At 70.1% G+C, this 15960-nt stretch carries 12 protein-coding genes; 2 read left to right on the top strand and 10 right to left on the bottom strand.

Annotated elements, in window-relative coordinates; all coding sequences use genetic code 11:
- Positions 1-1294: hypothetical protein (locus tag VF092_25785; GenBank protein HEX6750725.1), on the top strand; the 1294-nt coding region annotated here is incomplete at its 5' end.
- A gap of 594 nt (positions 1295-1888) precedes the next feature.
- Positions 1889-5281, top strand: a complete 3393-nt coding sequence (locus tag VF092_25780) for an Ig-like domain-containing protein (protein HEX6750724.1) — start codon at positions 1889-1891, stop codon at positions 5279-5281.
- 212 nt (positions 5282-5493) lie between these two features.
- Here the strand turns inward: VF092_25780 and VF092_25775 are convergent, their stop codons facing one another.
- The 10 genes from VF092_25775 to thrC form a co-directional block, all read right to left on the bottom strand.
- Positions 5494-5802, bottom strand: coding sequence for a hypothetical protein (locus VF092_25775; GenBank protein HEX6750723.1), 309 nt, complete (start codon positions 5800-5802; stop codon positions 5494-5496).
- 126 nt (positions 5803-5928) lie between these two features.
- Complete coding sequence (locus VF092_25770; protein HEX6750722.1) at positions 5929-7446, bottom strand: PAS domain S-box protein; 1518 nt, start codon at positions 7444-7446, stop codon at positions 5929-5931.
- Positions 7447-7518: 72 nt separating this feature from the next.
- Complete coding sequence (locus VF092_25765; protein ID HEX6750721.1) at positions 7519-8301, bottom strand: enoyl-CoA hydratase-related protein; 783 nt, start codon at positions 8299-8301, stop codon at positions 7519-7521.
- Positions 8302-8603: 302 nt separating this feature from the next.
- The gene (locus tag VF092_25760) at positions 8604-9464 is read right to left on the bottom strand and encodes a 3-hydroxyacyl-CoA dehydrogenase family protein (protein HEX6750720.1); all 861 of its coding nucleotides are present in this window, start codon (positions 9462-9464) and stop codon (positions 8604-8606) included.
- A gap of 333 nt (positions 9465-9797) precedes the next feature.
- Positions 9798-10586, bottom strand: coding sequence for a methyltransferase domain-containing protein (locus VF092_25755; GenBank protein ID HEX6750719.1), 789 nt, complete (start codon positions 10584-10586; stop codon positions 9798-9800).
- Between the two features lie 476 nt (positions 10587-11062).
- Positions 11063-12196, bottom strand: a complete 1134-nt coding sequence (solA, locus tag VF092_25750) for an N-methyl-L-tryptophan oxidase (protein HEX6750718.1) — start codon at positions 12194-12196, stop codon at positions 11063-11065.
- A gap of 170 nt (positions 12197-12366) precedes the next feature.
- A complete protein-coding gene (locus VF092_25745) occupies positions 12367-12894 on the bottom strand; it encodes a DUF3761 domain-containing protein (protein ID HEX6750717.1) in 528 nt (175 codons plus the stop codon).
- Between the two features lie 615 nt (positions 12895-13509).
- Entirely contained in the window at positions 13510-13821 is a 312-nt protein-coding gene (locus VF092_25740) for a DUF3761 domain-containing protein (GenBank protein HEX6750716.1), read from the bottom strand.
- Between the two features lie 280 nt (positions 13822-14101).
- Complete coding sequence (locus VF092_25735; protein HEX6750715.1) at positions 14102-14239, bottom strand: hypothetical protein; 138 nt, start codon at positions 14237-14239, stop codon at positions 14102-14104.
- A 265-nt stretch (positions 14240-14504) separates the two neighbouring features.
- Entirely contained in the window at positions 14505-15782 is a 1278-nt protein-coding gene (gene thrC / locus VF092_25730; protein HEX6750714.1) for a threonine synthase, read from the bottom strand.
- Between the last annotated feature and the right edge of the window lie 178 nt (positions 15783-15960).

The raw sequence follows: 15960 nt of genomic DNA, 5'->3' as shown, positions 1-15960 counted from the left end.
CGGCACCGCCGGCTCGGGCGGGACGATCCAGAACACGAGCGGGGCGGACGGCGCGATCGCGGGGAACGGGGTCTACCTGTCGAGCGCGCAGAACGTGTCGCTGGCGTTCATGGCCATCAACGACCACGGGAACAACGGGCTCCGCGGCACCGGCGTGGTGGGGCTGACGCTGAACAAGGTCCGCTTCACCGGCGCGAACGGGAACAACCTGAGCGGCCCGTTCTACGAGTCGGCGGTGAACCTGGACGCGGTGACGGGGAGCGCGAGCGTGACCGGCAGCTTCTTCAGCGGCGGGATGAGCGACAACTTCCGCCTGAGCAACACCACGGGAACGCTGAACCGGATCACCTTCACCAGCGACACGTTCGCGGTGCAGGCGGGGAACCCGACGACGCGGCTGCTGAACGACGCGCTGTTCGTGCAGGGCCTGGGCACGGCCACGGTGAACGCGACGGTGCAGTCGTCGGTGTTCCAGGCGGCCGGAGGCGACCTGTTCCAGTACGACCTGGGCGGCACGGCGGTGGGCGACCTGGTGCTGAACGGAAGCGCGTTCAGCAACAGCCACTCGAACGTGGCGGCGGGCGGCGGCGGGGTGACGATCTCGGCGGGCGGGGGCGGAAGCCCGACGTTCACCTACGCGATCGGCAGCAACACCTTCCGCGACGCGCTGGGGACCGCGCTGGTGGTGACGAAGACCAGCGGGACGGGCACGGCGACGGGGTCGATCACCGGGAACACGGTGGGCGTGACGGGCGTGAACAACTCGGGCTCGGCCCAGGGGTCGGCGTTCGACATCGGCCAGGTGGGCGGTGGCACGCACACGGTGACGATCACCGGGAACACGCTCCGGCAGTGGAGCAACTACGGGATCTTCCTGTCGCCGGGGAACAACGCGGTGGCCAACGGCGGTCAGGGTCAATTCAAGCTGACCATCCAGAACAACCTGATCACCGAGCCGTCGACGACGGAGACGTCGGGTGCGTTCCCGGGAAGCGCGGTGCACTTGGCGAACGGGACGAACTCGGGCGACAACGTGCAGACCTGCCTGACGCTGGGCGGGACCAGCGCGGGGCAGCCGAACACGGTGAACGGCACCGGGAGCGGCGGCCAGCCTGACATCCGGCTGCGGGCGCGCTTCTCGGCGGACGTGTTCCTGCCGGGGTACGCGGGCGGCGAGTTCGACACGGCGGCGGTGAACGCCTTCGTGACGGCGCGCAACGCGGTGGCGCCGGTGGTGACCTCGGCCACCAACTCGGCCGACGGCGCCGGGTTCAACGGCACCTGCCCGTTCTGAGCCGGGCCTGACGCGGAGGTTCGTACCGGAGCGGCCGCAGGACACCCATCCCGTGGCCGCTCCGCGACCCGCCTCTTGGAACCGCGCGTCGCGTCGTTCCCCGGCGATCGGATTCGTGAAACGAAAACGAGGCTCCGAGCATCTATCCACTGGAGGCTTGGAGCTCCAGACTTGCCCGCGGATCGAGGTTCCGCGTAATTCAGGCCGCAGGACAGATGTTTTGTAACGAAGTGCGGCTGTGGTGCAACACTACGTGACATCGGCGTCCCGCTCCTGACGCTGGAAACAGTGTCCACGCCGTGTACGGGGTGGGTGCAAAGCGTTGTCGTGGAGTCAGATCGCGCGAAGCCGGAAAAACGGCGGCGCGACGGTCTGCATCCTGCCTCCGTCACGCCGCGCGGAGCACATCCCCGGCAGTCGAACTCCCGGCCAACCCCGCCGCCGATCCCGGCGGCCCCGAAGGGTTCCCGCAGTGTCACACATTCCCGGCCACGACCGGGATTCACCGCCGTCCGCCGCGCCGCTTCCGGCGCCCGGAACGGCAGGGGCGTTCCCCCGCCCCGACGTCCCCATCAGTCGAAGGAGACTCCACCCATGCTACGGCTGAAGCGCGCCGCCACGATCGCGGCGGTTCTCGCGGTCGCGGCCTGCACCGCGGACTCGCGGTCGCCCACCGCCCCCGGCGAGGGGCCCAGCAAGACCATCTCCGACGCGGCGCACAGCGGCGTCGTACCCGGCTTCTACTTCCTTCCGCCGCTGGTGCCGCAGCCCTCGTACAGCGGTACCTTCGACGCCGCGCTGCAGCCGCGCGTGGAGATCTGCGAGCTGAGCGGCACCACCTGCAGCACCACCATCGCCACCTTCTACTACGGCGCCAGCGGCTCCGACTCGGTGAAGGTGGACGTGGGCGGGCAGAGCTACCAGGTGAACTGGAAGACCAGCAACTACAACCTCGACGTCAACAAGAACTACCGCATCAGCGTCTACCAGGGGACCTTCCTGCTGGGGTTCGCGGACGTCGACGTGGTCGGCTCCAACAAGGACCTGAAGAACGTCGACACGCAGCAGTTCATCGCGCTGCTCGACGACCGCACGCTGCCCATCAAGTTCCGCATCGAGACGGGGATCGTGGGGCAGGTGGTGGTGACGCCCGCCCTGGACTCGGTGGCCGTGGGCGAGAGCACGCAGTTCACCGCCTCGTGCCTGGACCTGCACGGCGTTTCCATCTCCTGCCCGGCCACCACCTGGAGCAGCTCGAACACCGCGGTGGCCACGGTCGACAACACCGGGCTGGCGACCGGCGTGTCGCAGGGGACGGTGACCATCACCGCCAGCATCGGCTACGCCTCGGGGACGGCGACGCTCGTGGTGGTGCAGCCGAACACGCCGCCGACGGCCAACCCCGACACCTTCCAGGCGATCGGCAACGTGACGGTTCCCGTGGCCGCGCCGGGCGTGCTGGCCAACGACACCGACGCGGAGTCGCCGGGCAGTCTGCAGGCGGTGCCCGGCACCGTGGCGTCGGTCAACGGAGGGACGGCGACGATCGCCGCGGACGGCAGCTTCACCTACCTGAGCGCCGCCGGGTTCACGGGGACGGACTCGTTCCAGTACACGGTGACCGACGGCTCGCTGACGGCCAACGGCACGGTGACGATGAACGTGCCCAACCGCGTGTGGTACGTCGACAACTCGGCCACGGCTCCGGGCGACGGGCGCGACGCCTCGGCCTTCACCCAGCTCTCCTCGGCCGAGTCGGCCTCGGCGGTGGGTGAGACGGTGTTCCTGCGCTACGGCAACGGGAGCGCGTACACCGACGGCTTCGTCTTCAAGAACGGCCAGACGCTCACCGGGCAGGGGATCTCCACGAGCGTGACGGTGATGCTGAACGGGCAGACGGTCACCCTGCTGGCGGCGGGGAGCGCGCCGACGGTGACGCGGTCGGCCACGGGCGCCACGCTGCAGCTGGCGCAGAACAACACCGCGCAGGGCTTCAACGTGAACTCCACGGCCGGCGCGGGGATCTCGGGAACCGGCTTCGGCACGTTCGCCGCGTCGGTGATGGACGTGGCGTCGACGGGCGGCGCCGCGCTGGACCTCACGACCGGCACGCCGACCGCCTCCTTCACGACCCTCTCGTCCTCCGGCAGCACGGGCGCCGGGCTGAAGCTGAGCGGCGTCGACGGGTCGATCACCGCGACGAGCGGCGTGATCTCGAACGCGGCCGGCGCGGGGGTGGAGATCACCGGCGGCGCCGGCACAGTGAGCGTCGGCAGCAACGTGAGCGGGAGCGGGACGAACGCCGTGTCGATCACTGGACGCACGGGCGGCTCGGTGACGCTGTCGGGCGACATCACCGACACGAACGGCGGGATCCTGGTGCAGGGGAACCTCGGCGGCACCATCGCCTTCACCGGCGCGTCGAAGTCGCTGTCGACCGGCGCGAACAATGGTGTCACCCTGTCGAGCAACACGGGGGCGACGGTGAGCTTCGCCGGCGGCGGGCTGGCCATCTCCACCACCACGGGGACGGGCTTCAGCGCCACCGGCGGCGGCACGGTGACGGTGACCGGCGCCAACAACACCGCGGCCGCCAGCGCGGGGACGGCGGTGCGCGTGACGAACACGACGATCGGCGCCAGCGGGATTACCTTCCGCAGCGTGTCGGCCGCGAACGACGCCAACGGCATCGTGCTGGACAACACCGGCGCCGTGAACGGCTTCCAGGTGACCGGCAGCGGCTCGGCGGGTTCGGGCGGCACCATCCAGAACATGACGGGCGCCGACGGCTCGACCGCGGGGATCGGCGTGTACCTCAACAACACGCGCAGCGTGTCGCTGAGCTGGATGCAGATCAACGACGCCTCGAACTACGCCATCCGCGGCACCAGCGTGGTGGGCTTCACGCTGGACAACTCGGTAGTCAACGGCGTGAACGGCACCAGCCCCGCGCTCGACGAGGCGGCGGTGGCGTTCGACGGGCTGACCGGCTCGGCGTCGGTGACGGGCACCGCGGTGAGCGGCGGCGTGGAGGACAACTTCCGCGTGAACAACACGTCGGGGGTGCTGAACCGCATCACCTTCACCAACGCCACCTTCGCGGGGAACGCCGCGGCCACCGGCCACGACGGGCTGTCGATCGTGGGGAGCGGCGGCGCGGTGGTCAACGTCACCGTGCAGAACAGCACCTTCACCGCGTCGGCGGCCGACCAGTTCCACCTGGTGCTGTCGGGCGCGTCGACGTCGGACCTGGTGTTCGACACGAACACGCTGACCAACGCGCACCCGTCCATCGTCAGCGGCGCGGGCGGGATCACGATCACCGGGTCGGGCGCGGGAACGTCGCTGACCTACAGCATCAACGGCAACTCCATCCGCGACGCGCTGGGAAGCGCGCTGGTGGTCAGCAAGGGCGCCGGCGCGGGTCCGTTCACGGGCACCATCTCGTCGAACGTGATCGGGTCGGTCGCGGTGGCCAACTCGGGCTCGGCGCAGGGGTCGGGGATCAGTGTCACCTCGATCGACGGCGGCACCCACACTGCGGTGATCACGGGGAACCAGGTCCGGCAGTACAACAACTTCGGCATCGAGGTGAGCGCCGGGAACGCGGCGCTGGGCGGCAGCGGCACGGTGAACGCCACCATCACCGGCAACACGGTGTCGAACCCGGGGACGTCGGGCTTCCCGATGAACGGCGTCATGGTGAACGCGGGGACCAACACGGGCGACGCGCACCTGGTGTGCGCGGCGATCTCGGGGAACTCGATCACCGGCTCGGGCGCCTTCGGCGGCACGGACTTCCGCCTGCGGCAGCGCTTCCTGACCACGGTGCGGCTGCCGGGGTACGCGGGCGCGAACAACAACAACGCCGCGGTGGTCAGCTTCGTGCAGGGGAACAACGGCGGCACGCCGAGCGGGAGCGCGGCCAACACCGTGTCTACCGGCGGCGGCGGGTTCGTGGGCGGCGCGGCCTGCCCCACGTCGTGATGCCCACCGTGAGCCCGGCTCCGGCCGGGCTCACCGGAAGGTCGAGGTGAAGAACGAGGCCGGACGGCGCATCCAGCGCCGCCCGGCCTCCTTCCATCATCTCGAGATCCTGAAAGGATTGTCACGCAGAGCAACGGAGGAAGCAGAGGAACTGCGGTGAGTTCTCTGCTTCCTCCGCTGCTCTGCGTGAGATTTTTCTTTCGGTCAGGGGGTCAGGTGAACACGGCCTCGTAGCGCATCCCCTGCGCGTCGGGGCCGATGGGCACCAGGAAGAGCTCGACCGCGTCCATGTTCTCGTTCTCCACGCGGTAGATGGCTTGCGGGATCACGGCGTTCGGGGCGGCGTGGAAGATCAGGGAGAACGGGTGCCGCGGGCGCGACTTCGCCTCCTCGTGGCCCCACACTTCGACGTCGGAGAGGCGCGTCTGCATCTCCCACTTCTCGTCGACGATCACGCGGAACAGCTCGCCCACGCGCGGCTTGAACGTGTCGATGGTGAATTCCTTCAGCGCTTCGGACATGGGTCGGCTTTCGGGGAGGGGGTGGGGCAGGGGAGGACGACTCGCGGCGCGTCCGGTCGATGGGAATGATGGCGGCGCCGCGGTGGAAAGCTCGGCGCGGCGGGGCGTCGGCGCAAGTGCCGCGCATCAGTCGCCGGCGGTGGGGATGCGGAGGGTGAAGGTCGTCCCCTCGCCGACGGTGCTCTCCACGGTGACGTCGCCGCCCAGGAGCGCGGAGTAGCGGCGGCTGACGGTGAGCCCCAGCCCGGTGCCGCCCTCGCGCCGCGTGCGCGACTGGTCGATCTGCGTGAAGGGGTCGAAGATCGATTCCCAGTGCTCGGGGGCGATCCCCGGCCCCGTGTCGCTCACCGCGAAGCAGACCGCGCCGTCGCCGCGCCAGACGCGGAGCTCCACGCCGCCGCGCTCGGTGAACTTCACCGCGTTGGAGAGGAGGTTGAGCAGGATCTGGCGCAGCTTCACGGCGTCGGTCAGCAGCACGCCGGCGTCGGGTTCGACGGAGACGGCGAACGCCAGCCCCTTCCGCTCGGCCAGCGGCAGCACCATCGCGCCGCAGTCGTCCGCCAGCCGCGCGAGATCGACGCTGTCGGGCGCCAGCTCCTCGCGCCCTGCCTCGATGCGCGAGAGCGCCAGCACCTGGTCGATCAGCTCCAGCAGGTACCCTGCGCTGGAGATGATGCGCCCCAGGTGGTGCTGCTGCCGCTCGTTCAGCTCGCCGACGACCTCGCCGTGGAGGAGGTCGCCGTAGCCGATGATGGCGTTCAGCGGCGTCCTCAGCTCGTGCGACATCATGGCCAGGAAGTCGCTCTTGGCCTGGCTGGCGGCCTCGGCCTGGTCCTTCAGCCGCCGCATCTCCTGCTCGGCGCGGTGCAGCTCGGTGACGTCGCGGGTGAGGCAACGGGTGTGGTGGAAGCGGCCGTCCTGGAAGCGGGCGTTGGAGTTGATCAGCACGTGCCGGACGGAGCCGTCGCGGCAGCGCAGCCGCGCCTCGTAGTCCAGCAGCGTCTCGCCGCGGATCAGGCGGGCCAGGATGTCCTCGATCACCTCCGGGTCCACGTGGAAGTCGGTGATGCTGCGGCCGATGTACTCCCCGGCCGGGTAGCCCAGCATCTCCAGCTCCACCCGGTTGGCGCGCAGGATGGTGCCGTCGTGGCCCACCCAGTGGATCCCCATGCTGGCGTTCTCGAAGAAGTCCTCCAGGTCCTCGGCCTGCCGCCGCAGCTCCTCCTCGGCCTGGCGGCGCACGGTCACGTCGTACGACACGCCGACGATCCCGCTCAGCCGCCCCTGCTCGTCGAACACCGGGGTGTCGGTGACGTGGACGATAAGCGGCGTGCCGTCGCGGTGACGGACGGTGAAGTCGCCGGCCCAGGCCTCGCCCGTGCGCAGCCGCTCCATGATCTCGGCGCCCTGCTCGCGCGACGCGCTGGTGGGAGTCACGTCGAGGATGTTGCGGCCCATCACCTCGCCGGCCGCCCAGCCGTAGAGCGTTTCGGCGAAGCGGTTCCACGAGCGGATGGTGCCGTCGGGGTCGGTGACGATGACCGCCTGCTGCGTCACTTCGTGGAGGCGCCGGTCCCACTCGGCGCCGTCGGCCGCGCCCGCGGCCGGTTGGGGTGGGGAGAGGAGGGTCTGGTCTGCGCTCATTCGTTGCATGGAGAGTGGCCCGACGGGGCGGGCGTCCGCATTTTCCACGCCGATTGAGTCCCCGTTCAGCCCCTATTTCCCCGTGAACCGCGGCGGGCGCTTCTCCAGGAACGCGGCCACGCCCTCGCGCCGGTCGTCGCTGGCGAAGGCGGTGATGAAGAGCTCGGTCTCGTACGCGTCGCCGGCGGACAGCGGCATCTCGCCGGCGGCGCGGACGGCGGCCTTGGCCATGCGCAGCGCCACGGGCGACTTCTCCGCGATCTTCCGGGCGAGCTCCAGCGTCTTCTCCCTCAATTCGGCGGCGGGATGGACCAGGTCGACCAGGCCGATGCGGAGCGCCTCGGCGGCGTCGACGAGCTCGCCGGAGAGAACCAGCCGCATCGCCTGGCCGGTGCCCACGATGCGCGGCAGCCGCTGCGTGCCCCCGCCGCCGGGGATGATCCCCAGGTTTACCTCCGGCTGGCCGAGCTTCGCACTGTCGGCGGCGACGCGGATGTCGCAGGCCAGCGCCAGCTCGCACCCGCCGCCCAGGCAGAAGCCGTTGATCATGGCGATCACCGGCTTCGGCCAGGCGGCGATCTCGGCGAACACGGTGCGGCCGGCCATCGCGGCGCGCTGCTCCAGCGGCGTGCGCTCGGCAAACTCGGCGATGTCGGCGCCGGCGATGAACGCCTTGTCGCCCGCGCCGGTGATCACCAGCACGCGCGCGCCGTCGTCGTCGCGCAACGCGTCGAGCGTGGCGATGATCTCGGCGCGCACTCGCGAGCTGAGCGCATTGCGCTTCTCCTGCCGGTCGACGGTGAGGATGGCGACGGCGCCGTCGCGGTCCAAGCGGATGGTTTCGAAGTCGGGCACGGGAGTCTAGGAGGGCTGAGTGCTGGGTGCTGAGTCGGTTCGGGACCATGCTCCCCGCTGCGATGTCATCCTGAGGGAGCGCTGCACCTCCCTCGCGACATGCGCCGATGTCGGGCGCGACCGAAGGATCTACTCGGGCGTGAGCGAGATCCGGCTTCGCGCAGCCAGGCCGGCCTCGCTCGTCCGCGGCAAGATCCTTCGGCCGCCGCAAGCTGCATCGCGGACGCGGGTTGGGTGCTCGGCGGCCTCAGGATGACACCTGGACGGTGTCGCGGGAGACCTGAATCTCCCTGCGTCCCTGATCACCACTTGTAGAAACCTTCGCCGCTCTTCTTCCCCAGCTTCCCCTCGGCCACCATGCGGCGGAGGAGCTCGGGGGGCGCGTACTGGTCGCCGCCAAGCTCGCGGTGCAGGTACTCGGCGATCCCCAGCCGCACGTCGAGGCCGACGAGGTCGGTCAGCTTCAGCGGGCCCATCGGGTGGTTGTAGCCCAGCTCCATCGCCTTGTCGATGTCCTGCGGGGTGGCGACGCCCTGCTCCACCATCCGCATCGCCTCGAGGCCGAGGACCACGCCCAGGCGGCTGCTGGCGAACCCCGGCGTGTCGGTGACCACGATCGGCTCCTTGCCGATCCTGCGCGCGTACTCCAGCGACGCGTCGAGCGTGGCCTGCGACGTCTCCCTCCCGCGCACCACCTCCAGCAGCTTCATGATGTGCACGGGGTTGAAGAAGTGCAGCCCGATCACCCGCTCCGGCGCGCCCGCCGCCGCGGCGATGCGGGTGACGGAGAGCGACGAGGTGTTGGTGGCGAGGATGGCGTCTGCGGGCGCGTGGCGGGCCACGTCGGCGAAGATGCGCTCCTTGATCTCCATCTGCTCGGGCGCGGCTTCGATCACCAGCCACGCGTCGCGCACGGCGTCCTCGAGCGACGCGGCGGGTGCCAGGCGGCCGCGGCAGGCCTCGGCGTCGGCCTCGGTCACCTTCCCGCGCTCCACCCCCTTCGCGAGGTTCGCGGCGACGTGGCCCAGGCCGCGCTCCACCGCGCCCGGCTGCGGGTCGTGCAGCGTGACGCGGTATCCGGCCATCGCGCTGACCTGCGCAATGCCGTGGCCCATGGTGCCCGCGCCGAGCACGGCGACGGTTCCGGTGCGTTCGTCTGGCAAGCGGGTGCTCCGGTGGTGATGGAGATTCAGTGCGATCGCCGGGGTTGGCCGGGCGAATGAATTCGCGGCGACAACGGCCCGAAGTCCGCCTTCGCGGACTCCCCCGGCGGGATTCGCGCGGAAGACCTGTATCGGCGCGGCCGCCGGCGTTCCCCGGGTTGAAACCCGGGCTGGAACTTCAAGAAGTCCGCCTTCGCGGACTCCCGCGGCGGCATCGTTCGCGACGGGCGGCAAATTCGGGGGATGGACGGGTGGGCGCAACCATGAATGTCGTTGGCGAGCCCCCGGCGCGGATCGCACCGGGGGCTCGTCGTCTCCATCTCCTTCATCTCCCTAGGGTTTGATTGCGCGGAGGCCGAGGAAGAGCGGGATCTCGCGGTTCGCCAGCCGCTCGGCCTTCGCCTGCGGGCCGGGCTCGGGCGCCTTGTGCGTGGGGATCTCGCGCACCTCGTCGACCAGCAGCCCGCACGCGGACAGGCCGTTGACGTACGCGCCCAGCGGACGGTGATAGCTGCGGGTGAAGCCGCGCCGCGCGGTGCCGTAGCCCTTCATCGGCACCGCCAGCCGCGTCAGGTAGCGGTCGACGCGGCGATAGCGGAGCCGGCGCTGGCGGTCCCATCCCCAGCCGCTCTGTCGCGGCACGCGGAAGCACGGGTGCGTCATCAGCAACACCACGCGGCCGCCCGGGCGCACCGCCCACGCCGCCGACGCAAGCGCGTCTTCCAGTGGGTCGATGTCCTGGATGCTCAGCAGGAACACGGCGGCGTCGAACGCGCCCTCGCCCAACTCGGCGAGCTCGCGGAGCCGCGTGGCGTCGCCGGCGACGAAGCGGCCGTGGGCGCCATGGTGCCGCCGCGCGAACGCCAGGAGCTTGCGGCTGGCGTCGACGCCCGTGTAGAGCGCGCCCGCCCCGGCCACGTGCGGCGCCAGCACCCCCGGTCCGCAGCCGACGTCCAGCACGTGCTCGCCGGGCGCGGGGCGGAGCATCTCCATCAACGCGGGGATCGCGAGGCGGCGGTGGTGCTCGCTTCCCTCCGCGCCCACCCAGCCGGCGTACCAGTCGGCAACCGGGTTCCAGCTATCGCTCCCTGCAGGCTGAGCCTGATTCTTTCTTCTGCCCATCGGTTCACGCTCGTCGTCATGGGTTGATCTCAGGTCCGGAGAAACGGGAAAGGCCGCGGCGCGTGCCTGCACACGCGCCGCGGCCTGCGGACGAACGAAAAGGCCGTGGGCGCGCACGAGAGCGCGCCCACGGCCTGTTGCTTTATCGGCTCGGAAGAGCCTGGCTACAGCATCCGCTCAGGACACGGCCTCGCTGCAGGCGGTCACGCGACCGGAGTCGCGGAAACGCCGCTTCAGGACGCCCATGCGGATCTCTACCATCGTGGCTCTTCAGCTGGTGAAAGGTTCGGGATCAATGGTATGCAAATGGGAGATGGGTGTCAATCGCTCGCTACCGTCCTCTCCCCGAGTGCGATCTATGGATCGAAGCCAGGATGGACGGGCGAATGAATTCGCGGCAACAACAGCACAAAGTCCCTTCGGGACTGCGGGGCGGGCATCCGTGCACCGAACAAGCTCGATCTCGCCTCTGATTCTCAAAACCGGTCGAGGCGGAAGGGGGTGAGGTCGATGCACGGCGTCTCGCCCGTGAGCAGATCGGCGTGCAGCTCGCCGATGGCGGAGGCGAACTTGAAGCCGTGACCCGAGCAGGGGCTGGATACGAGCACTTGCGGATGCTCGGGGTGGAAGCCGATGGCGAAGTCCGTGTCGGGCGTGTTGGTGAACAGGCACACCATACTCTCCGTCGCCGGCGCGGCGGCGACGCCGGGGAGCATCTGCCGGAGCGCGTCGCGGAGCGGCTCGACCTCCGTCGCGTCCACCGCGCGCCGCACGTCGTCGGGATGCGCGGCTGCCTCGCCCTGGTGCATCAGCGCGGCCTTGACGCCCTTCTCCAGCCGTGGAAAGCCGTAGCCGATGTACCCCGGCGTGTGCTCCCACGCGTAGATCGGGCAGCGCTCGGGATCGTATCGCCCGTCGTCCGCGGGTGGATCGAACCAGAAGACGACCTGGCGCTCGACCGTGAGCGGGAGATCGAGCCCGCGCAGCAGCTCCGGCGTCCACGCGCCGGCAGTCAGCAGCAGCTGGTCGGCCGCGTAGGTGCCGTGCGGCGTGCGGACGACCACGCCGTCGCCGTCCGGCTCCCACGACAGCGCGGGCTCGCCGAAGCGCAGCTCCGCGCCCGCGCGCGCGGCGAGCGCGAGGTGCGCGCGGACGCATGCCTCCGGGCGCAGGAATCCGGCGCGCGGATCGAACACCGCCACCAGCCCGTCCGCCAGCCCGAACGCGGGGAAGCGCGCCGCCACCTCGCGCGGCGACAGCAGCTCGTACGGCAGCCCGTGCTCCTCGGCGCTGCGGAGCGTTCCCTCCACCAGCATCCCGTCGCGCGGGCCGATCATCAGGCCGCCGTGCAGCGTCATCAGCGGCGTGGCGGCGTCGCGCTCGAGCGCCCGCCACAGCTCGTACGCGCGCTGCACCAGCGGGACGTACAGCGGGTGCTCGAAGTACATCTCCCGGATGATGCGGCTGTCGCCGTGCGACGAGCCGTGCGGGTGCGGCGGGACGAAGCGGTCCAGCCCCAGCACGCGCCGCCCGCGCGCCGCCAGGTGGTACGCCGAGGCGCTCCCCATCGTGCCGAGCCCGGCCACGATCACGTCGTATCGGTCCGCCATCCGCAGTCCGGTGGGGGTGATTGGATGCGGATGAGTCTATCGCCCCGCGCGCGCCGCGCCAACGACGGTGCCAAAAATTTTTGTCGCTCCCAAGTCCTAAGTCCTAAGTGCTGAACTGCACAAACGATAGCGGTCCGGTAACTCAGGACTCAGGACTTAGGACTACCTACTTAGAACCACACCGCCACGCCACCATGATGCGAGCATGTGCCGCGGCGGTGGGCGCTGTACGACAGGGTCCCGTCGCGGCACCGCGCGGTCGCGCCGGACGGGTTGCCGCGCGCCGTCTGCGGCTCGCGACCTTCACGCCGCTCGCCGCGCGAGGTCGGCGGACCGGCGCGGAGACGCGTGCTGGCGCGGTACACGTAGCCGACCCGCGCGCCGGAGACGTACGCCGGCGCCCACCCGTTCGCGTCCGCCGCCTCGACCTCCACCCGCTCGCCGCGCGCCAGCGTGCGGACGATGGCGTGCGACTGCCCCGCGCCCGCGCGCACGTTCACCTGCCCGTGCGCGTACAGCGTCTCGCGCTGCTGCGGCGCCACGTAGCCGGTGCCGACGGTGGAGAGAGGCGTGTCGCGAACCGGCAGATCGGCGAGCCAGCCGATCGAGCCGATCACGAACAGCGGCAGGATGCCCGTTCCGAAGCTGCGCCGCGCGCCTGACCGCGGCCCGGTGGATTTGCGGATGAGGAAGCTCATGGTTGGCCTTGCAGGGGTGATGGGAGGATGTACTTGCAGTCGGGCCGCGCGCGGTTTTTCGGCGGCTCGGAGGGATAGTCGATCCAGCACAGGACGCCTTGGTGACCGGCGCACGTGCCGCCGGCACTCGGACTGAAGGAAGACGTGCTATCGAAGCAGATCGCTGAGGTATCCGCCGGCGCGGGGAGTCTTGGCCTGACGGGGAGGAGCGTCGCACGCGAGCGAAATGCGAACAGGGTATCTCCACCCACACTGAACACTTGCACCCAGGGCGAGCCCGCGAGTGGCTCCACTACCACGCGTTCTTCCGGGTTCAGCATCCGTGTAATGGGCGCGTTTGCGTCCGGCTTGGTCCTAAGTGGCACGGGCAGCTGAGCGTACAGCGTTTGGTGATGCGGCGGAGGTGGATCTACCTTGCACCACTTAACCCAGAGCCAGGCTCCCAGGGCCGCCGCGAACAGCCCACCGGTGCCGATCCAGCGACGGAGCTGCGCTTTTCTCAGCAGATCATTGAGGTCTGATCGCGGATCAATACGAGTAGCCATAAAGCGTTGTGTTTACCGAGGTGTGTTTCCATAACTAGCGAGTGCGATCAAGCTGCCGTGATGGCGACGCTCATTGCCCAGTGTTGAAATCACGGAACCATTCCGGTGGCTTGAGCCATTTGCGGACGCCGTGGTGATGGGCGCACGTTCCCGCTCTCGTCGTGCTGTACGAGTACGTGCTGTCTACACAAATAGCGCTGGCCTCACGTACGTCATCACCGTTGAGGTGGATGACTCCTTTCTGCACGCCCTCGTAGGCCAGGCCGCCGAGGGTGCCGACGGTGGCGAACGCGATGCCGAGCTTGTTGCGGAGGCGGCGGCGCTTATCGGCGCTCTCGATCAGCGGCTTGAGGTCTTTCAGCGGATCGTACGGGGTGGCCATCCTGATCCTGGTGCAGGCGGGAAGAAGCTCGATGATGTGCGCGTATTTCGCGTCTCCGTCGGATCACATTGAGTTAGACTGACAAACGCCGGCGATTTCGCGGCCGGCATCGGGTGACGCAAAAAACGGCAGCCGCGGGAAGCGATTTCCCGCGGCTGCCTTCGATTTTCTACTGCTCTGACGTCGGTGTAACGCGCCTTCCGGCGAGGCGCTCTGATCGCGCCTGCGCCGGATCACATCTGCCGGCGCGTCACGGCACGTCCTCTGTCACGCCGCCCTGTCAGCCGGTGCCGCAGAGCTCCGGGAGGGTGCAGCCGGGCTCGAACGTCCGAGGCCGGGCCGCGCCAGTGACCGCCGCCGAGTCTGTCGGGAACGACTCGACGACCAACTCCTCGAGGCTCAGGGTGAGCTTGGGCATGGGAACATCCTCCTGCGGGTGAGCGGAGATGGCGCCGATGGGCGGACGCCGATCGCGCCGGGGGTTGATGCAGCGGCCGCAGGGTGGATGCGGCGCGGATGCGGCCCCGCAATGCAAGTTCGGCGTCCGGCTCGGCGCGTCAACCTCCCGCGCGATTGCGGCGGATGCGGGCCGGACGCGCGGCCCCGCAGGCGCGTGCCGAGCGTGCCGAGTCCGCTCTCGCGTGACGATGCGACGGCTGCGTCCCGGGGAGATCGCTCGTTCGTCAGGCGCCGAGCGCGGCACGGAAGGCGTCGAGCGTGGGCTCCAGAGGCTCGGCGTGCGAGGGTCGGTCGAGCAGGCGCTGGAGATCGGGGGGGATGGGGATCTCGTGCCCAACCAGCGGCTCGACCACGGCCTCGAACTTCGCGGGGTGCGCCGTCGCGACGACGATCCAGTCGCCGCCGGGCAGGCGCTCGCGCGCGGCGACGGCGGTGGCGGTGTGCGGGTCCCACACCGTGTCCCAGCGCGCCGGTCCCTCGCGGATCACGCGGCGGATCTCGGCGTCGTCCACCCGCTCGGCGTGCAGCGCGGCTCGCGCCGGCTCGTGGCCGCCGAACAGGTGGAAAATGCGCTCCATGTTGCTCGGATCGCCCACGTCCATCGCCGTGGCGAGCGTGGCGACGGTGGGGTGCGCGGCCCACGGCGCGCCCGCGGCGAACGCGGTAACGGCCGGGTTCGCGTTCGTCGCCATCACCACCTCGCGGATGGGGAGGCCGGCGCGCCCCGCCCAGAGCGCCGCCGCGGCGTTCCCCAGGTTGCCGGAGGGGATGACGAAGCCCGGCTCCGCCCCGTGGCGGCGGACGTGCTCGCGCGAGGCCCAGGCGTAGTAGGCCATCTGCGGCAGGAGGCGGCCCACGTTGATGCTGTTGGCCGACGACAGGCGCCGCGCCGCGCGGAGCGCCGGGTCCGCCATGGCCGCCTTCACCAGGCGCTGGCAGTCGTCGAAGGCGCCGCGCACCGCGAACGCGCGCACGTTGCCGCCCCACGCGGTCAGCTGCTTCTCCTGCCGCGGCGACACCATCCCCGCGGGAAAGAGGACGGCCACCTCGACGCCCGGCCGCCCGTGGAACGCTGCCGCCACCGCGCCGCCCGTGTCGCCCGACGTCGCCACGAGGATGGTGAGCGGGCGCGCGTCGCCGCCGCCCAGGCGCGACATCAGTGCGGCCAGGAAGCGCGCGCCGACATCCTTGAACGCCGCCGTCGGCCCGTGGAACAGCTCGAGCACGGCGGTGCGGTCGCGCAACTCGCGCAGCGGCACCGGAAAGGTGAACGCCTCGCGGCAGATGTCGCCCAGCGCGGGCGCCAGCTCGTCGCCCGCGAAAAACGGCGCCAGCACGCGCTCGGCGACCTCGGCCAGCGTCTCCGCGCCGTCGAGCGATCCGGGCGGGATCGTGGGATACACTTCGGGGACGTAGAGCCCACCGTCCGGCGCGAGCCCGCGCTCTACCGCGTCGGAGAGGGAGACGGGTTCAGATCCACCGCGCGTGCTGATGTATCTCAATCTCCAACCATTGGATCGTGGGGTTGATATCGGACGATGCGAGTGAACTCGCGGCGTAACCGTTCAGTTGGTCGGCAGAATCGTGGGCGCGGGGGTGCCAGCACGCAGGGCTGCGATGGAGCGAGCTACAAAGTCGAGCGGATGAATTCCTTGTTGCTGACAGGTCGCGCTGATCGAG

The organism is Longimicrobium sp. (genome assembly GCA_036377595.1).
GTDB lineage: Bacteria > Gemmatimonadota > Gemmatimonadetes > Longimicrobiales > Longimicrobiaceae > Longimicrobium.
The sequence above is the reverse complement of the archived record's forward strand: the minus strand, read 5'-3'. Positions and strand labels throughout refer to the sequence as shown.

What these genes read in the sequence shown, in the direction of transcription:
- VF092_25755 (HEX6750719.1), bottom strand. Translation starts at nt 10,586, where the DNA reads ATGGGCAGAAGAAAGAATCAGGCTCAGCCTGCAGGGAGCGATAGCTGG.
- VF092_25745 (HEX6750717.1), bottom strand. Translation starts at nt 12,894, where the DNA reads ATGAGCTTCCTCATCCGCAAATCCACCGGGCCGCGGTCAGGCGCGCGG.
- VF092_25780 (HEX6750724.1), top strand. Translation starts at nt 1,889, where the DNA reads ATGCTACGGCTGAAGCGCGCCGCCACGATCGCGGCGGTTCTCGCGGTC.
- VF092_25775 (HEX6750723.1), bottom strand. Translation starts at nt 5,802, where the DNA reads ATGTCCGAAGCGCTGAAGGAATTCACCATCGACACGTTCAAGCCGCGC.
- VF092_25770 (HEX6750722.1), bottom strand. Translation starts at nt 7,446, where the DNA reads ATGAGCGCAGACCAGACCCTCCTCTCCCCACCCCAACCGGCCGCGGGC.
- VF092_25735 (HEX6750715.1), bottom strand. Translation starts at nt 14,239, where the DNA reads ATGCCCAAGCTCACCCTGAGCCTCGAGGAGTTGGTCGTCGAGTCGTTC.
- solA (HEX6750718.1), bottom strand. Translation starts at nt 12,196, where the DNA reads ATGGCGGACCGATACGACGTGATCGTGGCCGGGCTCGGCACGATGGGG.
- VF092_25740 (HEX6750716.1), bottom strand. Translation starts at nt 13,821, where the DNA reads ATGGCCACCCCGTACGATCCGCTGAAAGACCTCAAGCCGCTGATCGAG.